Annotated in this window: 12 protein-coding genes; 6 read left to right on the forward strand and 6 right to left on the reverse strand. The window is 46.4% G+C overall.

Translation table 11 applies throughout. The features are described 5' to 3' along the window. Nucleotides 1–48: 48 nt before the first annotated feature. From ICN18_RS05940 to ICN18_RS05950, 3 genes are all read left to right on the forward strand, one after another. Complete coding sequence (locus ICN18_RS05940; protein WP_216189599.1) at nucleotides 49–1596, forward strand: UxaA family hydrolase; 1548 nt, start codon at nucleotides 49–51, stop codon at nucleotides 1594–1596. A gap of 61 nt (nucleotides 1597–1657) precedes the next feature. Then, nucleotides 1658–2638 (forward strand): DnaJ C-terminal domain-containing protein, encoded by a 981-nt coding sequence (locus ICN18_RS05945; RefSeq protein ID WP_216189600.1) that lies wholly within the window; start codon nucleotides 1658–1660, stop codon nucleotides 2636–2638. Nucleotides 2639–2643: 5 nt separating this feature from the next. After that, nucleotides 2644–2946: a chaperone modulator CbpM gene (locus tag ICN18_RS05950; protein WP_216189601.1), complete on the forward strand. Its 303-nt coding sequence runs from the start codon at nucleotides 2644–2646 to the stop codon at nucleotides 2944–2946. 16 nt (nucleotides 2947–2962) lie between these two features. On the opposite strand, the gene ICN18_RS05955 is transcribed toward ICN18_RS05950, so the two are convergent. After that, nucleotides 2963–4897: an ATP-binding cassette domain-containing protein gene (locus tag ICN18_RS05955; protein ID WP_216189602.1), complete on the reverse strand. Its 1935-nt coding sequence runs from the start codon at nucleotides 4895–4897 to the stop codon at nucleotides 2963–2965. Nucleotides 4898–4964: 67 nt separating this feature from the next. On the opposite strand from ICN18_RS05955, the gene ICN18_RS05960 reads away from it, so the two are divergent. Continuing rightward, a complete protein-coding gene (locus tag ICN18_RS05960) occupies nucleotides 4965–5588 on the forward strand; it encodes a P-loop nucleotide/nucleoside kinase family protein (RefSeq protein ID WP_216189603.1) in 624 nt (207 codons plus the stop codon). Nucleotides 5589–5630: 42 nt separating this feature from the next. Here the strand turns inward: ICN18_RS05960 and ICN18_RS05965 are convergent, their stop codons facing one another. From ICN18_RS05965 to ICN18_RS05975, 3 genes are all read right to left on the reverse strand, one after another. Then, entirely contained in the window at nucleotides 5631–6263 is a 633-nt protein-coding gene (locus ICN18_RS05965; RefSeq protein ID WP_216189604.1) for an OmpW/AlkL family protein, read from the reverse strand. 168 nt (nucleotides 6264–6431) lie between these two features. Continuing rightward, complete coding sequence (gene hemN, locus ICN18_RS05970; RefSeq protein WP_216189605.1) at nucleotides 6432–7847, reverse strand: oxygen-independent coproporphyrinogen III oxidase; 1416 nt, start codon at nucleotides 7845–7847, stop codon at nucleotides 6432–6434. Next, nucleotides 7844–9478: an NAD(P)/FAD-dependent oxidoreductase gene (locus tag ICN18_RS05975; protein WP_216189606.1), complete on the reverse strand. Its 1635-nt coding sequence runs from the start codon at nucleotides 9476–9478 to the stop codon at nucleotides 7844–7846. Before ICN18_RS05975 ends, hemN begins: the two co-directional genes overlap by 4 nt. Nucleotides 9479–9622: 144 nt before the next feature. On the opposite strand from ICN18_RS05975, the gene ICN18_RS05980 reads away from it, so the two are divergent. Further along, a complete protein-coding gene (locus tag ICN18_RS05980; RefSeq protein ID WP_216189607.1) occupies nucleotides 9623–10168 on the forward strand; it encodes a YaeQ family protein in 546 nt (181 codons plus the stop codon). Between the two features lie 9 nt (nucleotides 10169–10177). Continuing rightward, nucleotides 10178–10594, forward strand: a complete 417-nt coding sequence (locus ICN18_RS05985; protein ID WP_216189608.1) for a putative toxin-antitoxin system toxin component, PIN family — start codon at nucleotides 10178–10180, stop codon at nucleotides 10592–10594. Here ICN18_RS05985 and ICN18_RS05990 read toward each other — a convergent pair. After that, complete coding sequence (locus tag ICN18_RS05990; RefSeq protein ID WP_216189609.1) at nucleotides 10589–11590, reverse strand: LLM class flavin-dependent oxidoreductase; 1002 nt, start codon at nucleotides 11588–11590, stop codon at nucleotides 10589–10591. The two genes, ICN18_RS05985 and ICN18_RS05990, sit on opposite strands and share 6 nt — an antisense overlap. A 141-nt stretch (nucleotides 11591–11731) precedes the next feature. Beyond that, entirely contained in the window at nucleotides 11732–12286 is a 555-nt protein-coding gene (locus ICN18_RS05995) for an HNH endonuclease (RefSeq protein ID WP_255532115.1), read from the reverse strand. Nucleotides 12287–12332: the final 46 nt, after the last annotated feature.

Here is a 12332-nt window from a genome sequence, read left to right on the forward strand (position 1 = left end):
GCCTCACCTAAGCATACGATCAATTATCGCCCTTAAATCTTTAAGATCATGATTGAAACTTCTGAAAAAAAACTCGCTGGCCCAATTATTCGACTCCACCCGAATGACAACATTGTGGTTGCCAGAGTAGATGTAGCCATTGGTGCTGAGGTCCCAAGCGAGAATTTCACAAGCCGCAGTCAAGTGCCTGCTGGCTATAAGATTGCCGCCAAGAAAATTCTTAAGGGTGAACCCATCCTCAAATATAACGTGATAGTAGGTTTTGCCAATACGGATATCGAGGCTGGCACTATGGTTCATAGTCACAATACTGAGTTTCGGGAGTTTGATCGTGACTATGCTTACGCAAGCGAATACAAACCAACTCCATTATTACCAGAGTCCGAACGCGCCACTTTCCAAGGCTATGTCAGACCCAATGGAAAAGTAGGAACGCGTAATTTTATTGGCATACTTTCCACCGTAAACTGTTCAGCAACTGTTGTTAATCGAATTGCGGATTGGTTTACCCCAGAACGACTCAAAGATTTCCCCAATGTCGATGGTGTAGTGGCATTTAGTCACGACATCGGTTGCGGCATGGAAATGAGTGGTGAGCCTATGGAGTTACTGCGACGGACTATGGCAGGCTATGCACGCCACCCCAACCTAGCAGCCGCCCTCATTGTTGGCCTTGGTTGCGAACGCAATCAACTCAAAGGTTTGATGGAACAAGAAGACTTGGTTGCGGGCACCAATCTTCATACCTTCATCATGCAAGAATCTGGCGGCACGCGCAAAACTATTGAAGCGGGAATTGAGGCAGTCAAGGCGCTACTTCCAGAGGCCAATAAAGCAAAACGTGAAACAGTTTCTGCTAGCCACCTGTGCGTTGGCTTGCAATGCGGTGGCTCAGATGGTTTTTCCTCCATCACAGCAAATCCTGCCTTAGGTGCGGCAATTGATATCTTGTCTCGTCATGGTGGCACAGGAATACTTTCGGAAACGCCTGAGATCTACGGCGTTGAACATACCCTTACCCGCCGAGCTGTAAATAAAGCGGTGGGTGAGAAACTCATCAAGCGTATTCGTTGGTGGAAAGATGAATACTCCGTTGGCAGAGACGTCCAAATTAATGGCCAAGTAAGTCCTGGAAATCAAATCGGCGGTCTAGCCAATATTTTTGAGAAATCATTAGGCTCCTCAATGAAGGGTGGTACAGGGCCATTGATGGAAGTGTACAAATATGCAGAACCAGTGAATACCAAAGGTTTTGTATTCATGGATACTCCAGGATTTGATCCCGTGTCTGCCACTGGCCAGATCGCCGGAGGTGCCAACCTCATTGCCTTCACCACCGGTCGGGGCTCCATGTTTGGCTCTAAGCCGGCCCCTTGCATCAAGTTAGCCACCAATACCCCTATGTATCAACGTCTTACCGAAGACATGGATATCAATTGTGGGGAAATTTTGGATGGCACCGTCTCGGTTCAGGGGATGGGTCAAAGGATTTTTGAGTTATTCCTGCGCACAGCCTCGGGCGAAGCCTCTAAAAGCGAGCTCCTGGGCTTGGGCAACTATGAATTTGTTCCCTGGCAAATTGGGGTAATGAGCTAAGAGAACTGTAGAATAAATCCTATTAGCTCAACCCAGATAGAAACCAAACTGAAACAGGCTTATGAAATTTAAGGATTACTACGAAACTCTTGGCGTTGCTCGCGGCGCTACTGAAGCTGAGATCAAAGCAGCCTATCGCAAACTTGCTCGCAAATACCATCCGGATGTAAACAAAGAAGCTGGTGCTGAAGAGCAATTTAAGCAAGTCGGCGAGGCTTATGCCGTTTTAAAAGATACCGAGAAACGCGCCGCCTATGATCGCTTTGGTGAAAACTGGAAGAACGGACAAGACTTTACCCCTCCCCCAAATTGGAATGAAGGCTTTGAATATTCTGATGGTGGCTTTGGTGGTGCTAACCCAGGTTATGGTGGCAGCTTTGAGGGTGATCAAAGTGAATTCTTTGAATCCCTTTTCGGTAGAGGCAAGCATCGTCAAGGTGGACGTGGTGGCAATACTCGCCAGGGCATGAACTTTAAAGGTCAAGATCATCACGCTAAAATTTTGATTGATCTAGCCGATGCCTACAATGGAGCCAAACGTACGATCGCATTGCATATGCCAGTGCAGGATGCTAGCGGTCATGTCAGCACACAAGAACGTAAGCTTGATGTCAGCATCCCTAAAGGCATTAAGGCAGGACAAAATCTGCGGCTTTCTGGTCAAGGCGGCCCTGGTGTGGGCGAAGGCCCTGCTGGTGACCTCTATTTAGAAATTGATTTCCACCCAAATGCGATTTACCGCGTTGAAGGCAAGGATGTCTTCATTGATATTCCTTTAGCACCATGGGAGGCTGCACTGGGTACGACCGTCAATGTTCCTACCCCTGCCGGCAGCACTTTGGAATTAAAGATTCCAGCGGGAACGGTAGCAGGTCGCAAGATGCGCCTCAAAGGCAAAGGTATTCCAAGCAAAGAAGCTGGCGATCTTTATGTTGTGCCTTCTATTGCTCTCCCGCCGGCTGACTCTGATGCACACAAGGAAGCTTATCAAGCCTTTGAAAAGGCTTTTGATTTCAACCCTAGAACTCACTTGAAGGGATGATCGATATGACACAAACAAATATCACTTGGATTGAAGGTGAAGTTGTTGAGAATGAAGTGCACATGACCATTGTGGAACTCTCGCACGCTTCGCGTACACCTGAAGATCTCATCATGACTTGGGTATCCGAAGGAGTGCTGAGCCCAGCAGGATCGTCCCCTCAAGATTGGCGCTTCAGTGGCGATTCTTTGAGAAGAGCAAAAACTGCCGCGCACCTAACGCACGATCTTGAGCTGAATGTGCCAGGTGTTGCTCTAGCGCTTGAACTGCTCGATGAAATCGCTCAGTTGCGGGCTCGCTTAAAGTAATTCAGCTCGCAACTAATTAGGATTCTGAACGACTCAATAGCCGCTCCCAACGCTGCAGCTTTTGATCTAAATCAGCAGTAATCTCACTAAGGCGTGCCTGCATACTGGCCGCCAACTCTGGCTCATTTTTATATAAATCTGGATTACTCATCGCAATACCAATATCGGCCTGCTCTGTTTCCAGCACTTCTATTTGCAATGGCAAAGCCTCAAGTTCTTGACGCTCTTTGCCATTGAGTTTTTGCACTCCACTTTTGGCTGCGGGCTTCGCCTCTACCTTAGCCTCGGTCTTGGCATCTGCTTTAGATTCTGCTTTGGTCTCTACCTTGTCGCCAGACTTAGCATTAGATGCTCGTATTTTGTCTGAGCGCGCCTTCTGAATTTTCCAATCTTCATAGCCACCTTCGTATTCGCGCCAGAAACCATCACCTTCATTAGCAATGATGCTGGTGACGACGTTATCCAAGAAGTAACGGTCATGACTTACCAGGAAGACAGTACCCTTGTAGTCTTGCAGGAGCTGTTCAAGCAAGTCCAGGGTATCGATGTCCAAGTCATTGGTTGGCTCATCTAAGACCAATACGTTGGCAGGACGAGCGAATAAGCGAGCCAATAGCAAACGATTGCGCTCACCACCAGACAAAGTGCTTACTGGAGAATTGGTTCTCTCAGGCGCAAATAAGAAATCACTTAAATAACTCTTAACGTGTTTTTTATTGCCATTGATTTCAATCCATTCGCTACCAGGGCTGATGTAATCTTCGAGTGAGGCATTGAGATCTAAGCCTTCACGCATTTGATCGAAGTAAGCTACCTCGATGCGAGTGCCCATGGTTGCACTACCAGAGTCTGGTGCAATTGTTCCCAGAATCAATTTGAGCAAGGTTGTCTTACCGGCACCGTTAGGGCCAAGCAAACCTACCTTGTCACCGCGCAAAATCGTCGCAGTGAAATCCTTCACAATCGGACGATCATAGGTTTTGCTGACGTTTTGCAAATCAGCCACAATCTTGCCACTGCGATCGCCAGCAGAAACAGCCAGCTTGACCTGCCCCATCGCGTCTCTGCGCTCAGCACGGCTACTACGTAACTTTTCTAGGCGGGCAATTCTGGCAACACTTCGAGTTCGGCGTGCTTCCACACCCTTACGAATCCAAACTTCTTCCTGCGCTAGCAATTTATCTGCACGAGCATTGGCTAAAGACTCAGAATTGAGCTCTTGCTCCTTTAATACTTCGTATTGCGTGAAGTTGCCTGGATAGCTACGCAGGATGCCGCGATCTAGCTCCACAATCTGTGTACAGACGTTATCTAAGAAGGCACGATCATGGGTAATGAGAATGACCGAGCCTTGATATTCCTTGAGCAACTCTTCTAACCAAGCAATCGAATCCAAATCCAAATGGTTGGTTGGCTCATCCAGCAAAAGGACATCGGGCATTTCGACTAGAGCACGCGCTAGGGCAACCCTTTTCTTTGTACCGCCAGAGAGCGTATTAATCTTCAGGTCAGCTTCTAGATGCAAGCGATCCAAAGTTTCATGAACGCGTTGCTCCCAATTCCAGCCGCTTAGGGCCTCTAATTGGGACTGCACTTCGTCCAAGCGGTGATGAGATGCGTCATCCCATTCGCCTACGCTAAGGGCCTCATATTCCTCACGCAAGGCCTTCGCTTGTGCAACCCCCTTAGAGACTGCATCAAAGATCGTTTCTTCGGCTTCAAAAATAGGCTCCTGAGGGACATAGGCAATGCGCAAGCCTTGCTGATATTGCAGCAGACCATCATCCATTTTTTCTATGCCAGCCAATATCTTCAATAAAGAAGATTTGCCAGTGCCATTACGGCCAATTAGGCCAACACGCTCACCCGATTCGAGTGAAAAAGCCGTGTTTGCGAGGAGGTCAACGTGGCCAAAAGCCAGTTTTGCATCAGTGAGTACGATTAAAGCCATGGCGACATTATCGTCACTTCCCTAAAAGAGGAGATATTTTCGCCAATATCTGCGAGACTAAGTACCTATGATTTGCAAATTAATCCCTTCTGCGCCCCACCTCATCCTATTTGCAGGGCATGCTGGCACCGGGAAGTCCACCCTGGCTAAGAGGGCCTTGCCTTTGATTATTGAAAAGACGGGGGAAGATTTTTTCTTCCTAGATAAAGATACTGCCTATGGCGCCTTTAGTGCCCATGTCATGAAACTGACTACCCAGAACCCAAACGACCGAGACAGCCCCTTCTATCTCGAAAACCTCCGTGATTGGGAGTATCAAGGCCTCATTGATATTGCTAGAGAAAATTTGCTCTTAGGGGTAAATGTCATTCTAGTTGGGCCTTTCTCTAAAGAAATCCAGAGCGGCAGGATGTTTGATCCGCAAAAGCTAGGCGTTCCGCTTCAAACCACCATTCAGATTGCCTGGATTGACCTAGAAGAATCAGAAGCTAGAAGGCGGATGGAAAAACGTGCCGACCCTAGAGATGAATGGAAACTGGCTCACTGGGATCAGTACGCTAAGCGTAGAACAGAACCGCCTACCCACTCTGCCCTGCAACGCTTTGACAATCTATCTTTTAATGAAGCTGCCTTTGAAAAGCTTATTGATGATTTAGTGCAACAAGACGAAGCAGTGAAGACAAAAAAATAGAGCCCCTAAGGGGCTCTATCTCAAGACCTAAGAACTGAATTCTTAGAACTTGTAAGTCACACCAACCGCTGGCATCCATGGGTTCAATGTCAACTTGCCGAGATTTGTGCCGCCTTGAACTGTGGTCACATTAGTGCTCATAGTTGCATATTTCACATCTAAATTCAGACCCCAATTTTTATCAAACATGTAGTCCGCACCGATTTGACCAACTACACCTACGCTATTTTGGTCAACTTGAACAGAATTGCCCAATGCTGGGAAATTTTGGCGATTTCCGAAAATAGTGTAATTAACACCAAGACCAACGTAAGGCTTAAATGCGCCTAGCTCAGTAAAGTGATACTGAGCTAGCAATGAAGGAGGTAATGCACTGATTTTTCCAACATTGGTGTTACCAGAACCCGCGGTAATATTTACTTGCTGTGGCCAGGTTAGTACTAATTCTGCAGCAATATTTTTGGTAAAGAAGTAAGAAACATCAAACTCAGGAATAACTTGATTTTTAGCTTTTACATTGAGATCTGCAACAGTGCTGGTTTGACCATTCTGAAATAACAAATCTACTGCGCGTACACGCACCATCCAAGGATTGTCTTCTGCCTGGGCTTGAGCCGCAATTGGGGCTAAGGATGCTACTGCAGCCATTGCCGCTACGAGTGTCTTAATACGCATGATGGTTTCCCTTTTGTTATCAATTTCGATGAAATCATTTTCGAATTGATGCGCATGGGGCAATTTGATGTAAATCAAATCGAAAGCACCTGGGCGTTTTTTGTTTGCTAAAAAGCAACAGTGTTTTGAGGCTTATTTGATCTAGATCAAATTGCTAATGCTTTACCCTTACAGAACCTTCGAATACGTGCCTTTGGCCTGGGATTCACGGAGATGTCGATCAAAGGTCATTGCTACCCGCCTTGCAAGTAGGCGGCCCTTGGTGGGCACCAAAATACTCTCGCCCTCCCAGTCTAATAGCCCTGCTTCTTCCAAATGCTTTAGTTCCTCTATCTCAGTTTTAAAGTAGGTCGAGAAGTCGATTTGATGCGATGCTGCGAAAGCCTTAGTGTCCAAAGCAAATTGGCACATTAACTCGCCGATGAGCTCACGACGCAAAAGATCGTCTTTGTCGAGTTGCAAACCACGCAATACTGGTAAGTGACCGGAATCGAGCGCATCATAGTATTCATCTAGGGTTCGAACATTTTGGGAGTAGCAATCATCCACTTTGCCGATAGAAGAAATTCCAAAAGCCAATAGGTCACACTCTGCTTGAGTGGAGTAGCCCTGGAAATTACGATGAAGCTTCCCCTCCTTCTGGGCGATTGCTAATTCATCATCAGGCTTAGCAAAATGATCCATGCCAATAAAGACATAGCCAGCCTCACCTAAACGCGCAATAGTATTGGAAAGAATATCCAACTTATCCGCAGCAGCTGGTAAGTCAGCCTCAGCAATCCGACGTTGCGGTTTAAAGATATGCGGCAAATGCGCATAGTTATATACCGAGAGTCGGTCTGGATTCATGGCCAGCACTGCATCTACCGTTTCTTTAAATGTCTCCGGCGTTTGCTTTGGTAGACCGTAGATTAAATCGACACTGCGTGATTTAAATCCGTACTTTCGAGACCAATCCATTACCGCTTGAGTCTCTTCAATGGTTTGTACGCGATGAACCGCCTCTTGCACTGCCAAATTGAAATCCTGCACACCCAAGCTAATACGGTTAAAGCCCAGATCCGCCAAGAGCGCAATATCCTGCTCAGTCACGCGTCGTGGATCAATCTCAATCGAATATTCACCGCCAGGCAATAAATCAAAATGCTCGCGAGTGTGATACATCAACTCCGTCATTTCTTCATGCGAGAGAAAGGTCGGTGTACCACCACCCCAATGCAGCTGGGTTACCGGAATCTTTTGCTGAGCACCCATAGCCTTGGTAACCATCGCCATCTCTTTAGCAAGGTACTTGATGTATTTAGCACTGCGTCCATGATCTTTGGTGATGATCTTATTACAGCCACAGTAGTAACAAATATTGGGGCAAAACGGCAAATGAAAATATAAAGAAAGGGGTTCGTTTGCTTTGGCAACACGCTTGAGCGCACCCAAGTAATCTACTTCAGAAAAGTGTCCATGAAAACGATCAGCGCTTGGGTAGGATGTATAACGCGGCCCATTAATATCAAACTTCTTCAGCAGCTCCGGATGAAATAAAGCTTCTTTTTCTTCCGCTATTGAATGATTTACTACTGAGTTCATAGAGTTCTTGATGGAATTTGCTTTGATAAATAGTCTAGCGCTACCGCTTCCGCCACTTTAATCCCATCAACCCCTGCAGACAAAATTCCACCCGCATATCCGGCGCCCTCACCTGCCGGATAGAGGCCTTTGATATTCAGACTCTGGTAATTAGCACCACGTGTAATACGCAAAGGAGAAGATGTACGAGTCTCAACGCCTGTTAAGACAGCGTCTTTCATGGAAAAGCCTTTAATTTGCTTTTCAAATGCTGGGATCGCTTCCCGTATCGCTTCGATCGCATAAGCAGGCAAGCTTTCTGCAAGATCCGTTAAATGAACACCGGGCTTATATGAAGGCAGAACGCTACCAAACTCAGTGGAAGGTTTGCCTTCTAAGAAATCACCGATGAGCTGACCGGGAGCTTCGTATGTTCTGCCACCCAATTCAAAAGCCTTGGACTCAATTGCCCTTTGGAACTCAATACCTGCAAGTGGACCGCCTGGATAGTCCTCTGGCGTAATACCAACCACGATGCCTGCATTCGCATTACGCTCATTACGAGAATATTGGCTCATGCCATTAGTTACAACGCGATTGGGCTCTGAGGTAGCGGCTACTACTGTGCCGCCTGGACACATGCAAAAACTGTAAACCGCACGACCATTCTTGGCGTGATGCACTAATTTGTAATCTGCTGCGCCAATGAGTTCATTACCAGCATGAGGGCCTAAGCGTGCTTTATCAATCAGCGATTGGGGATGCTCAATACGAAAGCCAACAGAAAATGGCTTCGCTTCCATATAGACACCAGCATGATGCAAGGCTTCAAAGGTATCGCGCGCACTGTGCCCAAGCGCCAAGATCACATGGCTGGCCGGAAGGTCTGGCTGACCCTCTATTTTGACCCCGGTAATTTGCTCATTCTCAATATCAAAGCCAATCACTTTTTGTGTGAACCGAATCTCTCCGCCAAGGTCAATAATTTCTTGGCGTATTTTTTCAACGACGCCCACCAAGCGGAATGTACCAATATGGGGTTTAGCTACGTAAGTGATTTCTTCTGGGGCACCTGCTTTAACAAACTCGTTAATGACTTTGCGCCCATAGAACTTGGGATCTTTGATTTGGCTATATAGCTTCCCGTCTGAAAACGTTCCAGCACCACCCTCACCAAATTGCACATTGGATTCTGGATTGAGTACGTTTTTACGCCATAAGCCCCAAGTATCTTGAGTACGCTCACGTACTTTTTTGCCACGCTCAAGAACAATCGGCTTGAATCCCATTTGCGCCAAGACCAAGGCTGCAAAAATTCCACATGGGCCAAACCCAACGACAACTGGTCGTAGTGCTTTGCCATCAATTATTGATTCAGGTGCTTTGGCAACAAAGTGATAACTCGTATCTGGAGATGGTCTGATATGAACATCCCCAGCAAACTTCTTCAGAAAAACTTCTTCATTCTTAACTGATAAATCGACTGTATAAATAAACGACAAAGCGACATTCTTGCGGGCATCATAACTACGCTTAAAGACCTGAAATTGAATCAAGTCTTTAGAGGTCAAATTAAGGCGCTTCAGAATCGCCGCCTCCACAGCTTCGGGAGCATGGTCAATCGGTAAACGCAGTTCGGTAATACGGATCATGGGTTTCTACGATACACAGTAAATTGAGGCTTTCGCAGGCCCCTTAAAGACAATATGCAGGGCCATAAGCCAAATAATACTGGTTAATACTGGAGGCAGGAGCAGTTGGCACTAGATAGTTGGGCATAAAGGCGATAATGCGTCATGGCTCTACACGCAACTATCCACAAAGCCGACCTTCATGTCGCAGATTCTGACCGTCATTACTATGGCAGTCACTCCCTAACCATTGCCAAACATCCCTCAGAAACTGAGCAGCGCATGATGATTCGCATCATCGCCTTTGCGCTGCAGGCCCATGAGGATTTAGTATTTACCAAGGGCTTGAGCGATACCGATGAGCCCGACCTTTGGATCAAAGACCTCACGGATGCAATCAAACTGTGGATTGAAATTGGTCAACCAGACGAGCGCCGCATTTTAAAAGCCTGCGGTCGCGCTGATCAAGTCATTGTCTATTGTTATGGCGGCCACACTAGCAAAATCTGGTGGGATGGCATCGCCAACAAACTGACTCGTGCACGCAACTTGCAAGTGATATCCATTCCGGCTGAGCAAGCTGAGGAACTCAATAAGCTGGTTGAGCGCAGCATGGTTCTCCATGTGAATATTCAAGATGGTGAAGCCTACGTTTCATCCGATCATGGCCAAGTCACCATTACCCCCGAGATCTGGCGCAACAATCAATAGCTCATATCGATGAAGATTGTTGTTTTCGATACCAATGTATTGCTAGATCTCTTTGTCTTTAATGACTTTAGAGCACTTCATTTAAAGCAAGCTTTGATCGATGGAAAAATTGATGCACTAGCTAGCCCAAAAACATTAGAAGAATTTTCCGATGTGATTGCACGCCCCTTGTTTGCATTAAGCCCGGAGCAACAGAAGCAAATAACGCTCCAGTGGCATGACTTAGCAAGAGTTATTCCGGATGAGGCGTTAACTAAAGCACCTTGGGTGTGTCAAGATCCTGATGATCAAGTCTTTCTGGATCTGGCCTATACCAATAAGCCCTGCACATTGGTTAGCAAAGACAATGAAGTCTTGCGCTTTGAGAAAAAAGCTGTAAATGATCAAGTGCTCATTACAGCGGATTACAAGCTAGCAGTGCTATAGGCTTTGCGCAGCCTGCGCGGCAATCTCAAAAGACTTTAAGCGGGCCTGATGGTCGTGTATTTGGCCAGTAAAAATCAGCTCGTCGGCACCCGTTAAATCTAACCAGTGACGCATGCCTTTTTGAATTGTCTCAAGTGAACCTACAACGGATACCTGCAGAGTGTGGTCTGCTGCTGCTCTTTCGTGGGGTTCGCAAAAATCATTGATATCGGCAATGGGGGGCGGTAATTGGCCACGAGTATTGCGACGCATTCTGACGACATTCTGTTGCAGTGTAGTAAACAAATGTTGCGCCTCATCATCGGTATCAGCTGCAACGACATTCATCACAAATGCAGAATAAGGCTTGGCTTGCTGGGCTGAGGGCTTGTAGAGCTCACGATAAATCTTCATAGCCTCCAAAAGCTGCTCTGGTGCAAAGTGGGAAGCGAAGGCATAAGGCAATCCAAAGTGCGCTGCTAACTGAGCACCATAGAGGCTTGATCCTAAGATCCAGATAGGGACATTAGTATCCATCCCCGGAATCGCTTTAACGGACCGCCCTTCTTGCAGGGGGCCAAAGTAATGTTGCAACTCGCGAACATCTTGCGGAAAGCGATCATCACTACCCAGTAAGTCACGGCGTAATGCCCTAGCAGTCATTTGATCAGTGCCAGGCGCCCTTCCTAAGCCCAACTCAATCCGCCCAGGATACAAAGACTCAAGTGTGCCAAATTGCTCGGCGATGACTAAGGGTGCATGGTTGGGCAGCATCACCCCACCCGAACCTACTCTAATATGAGAAGTGCCTCCAGCGATATACCCAATGAGCACAGCAGTAGCCGAACTCGCATTACCCGTCATATTGTGATGTTCTGCTACCCAATAACGGGTATAGCCCCATTTTTCAGCATGCTGAGCTACATCCAATGAGTTGCGCAATGCATCTGCAGCAGTAAACCCCTCTGGAATTGGAGATATATCTAGAATTGAGTACTTGCAAGCGGGTATTGACATAGAAGGTACTCAGTTTAGACCATGGACATAATTAATAAATGATTTCTAGTAGTCCGCGATAGGCATCGTCTGCACCCAGCCCTCTTAAATAGCCGTATTCGAATTAATGCCATTTATCCATCTAATAGGTCAAAAGATTCACTAACTAACATTTATAGCCTTTAGCCTCTCTTCATCCGCCCGCATTGGGTTAACCCACATCTTTTGATGGCAGTTTGGGCATAAGGCAACTAGATTTTCGACGGTATGCCTACCCCCTAATGACAGTGGCTTTACATGGTGAATTTCCAAATAAGGCCTTCCATTCCTATCTAAAAATGGTGCCTGACTATCGCAAAGCTGACAAATCCCGCCAGACCTATCAATCACAAGCAATCTAAGCTTCGAAAGGTTATTCGAATGAGAGCGAATTTTATTTGCAACTATTGACGCCTCAATTGCATAACTTTCATTCTCCCTCCCAAGACGCCTAAATACATCTTCAGCTAACCTTGATGAAAGCTTCTTTTTTCCCACCCGGATCAAGGATATATAGCCCCTCGTGACTCCTAAACTTTGCGCCAAACTTGTATCGCTATCAATCGATTCCTTACGCTTTAGCTCATCCAAAATATCCCCCCAGCCTTTGGTGGTTTGGGGATTAGCCATCAATTTAGTTGTCATATTTGCACCCATCATTTGAATGTAATTTTGCAATCAATTTGTAATCACTTTTTGTGATTGTATACCTTTAAATTTATAT

Origin of the sequence: Polynucleobacter parvulilacunae (assembly GCF_018881715.1) — a bacterium.
Lineage (GTDB): Bacteria > Pseudomonadota > Gammaproteobacteria > Burkholderiales > Burkholderiaceae > Polynucleobacter > Polynucleobacter parvulilacunae.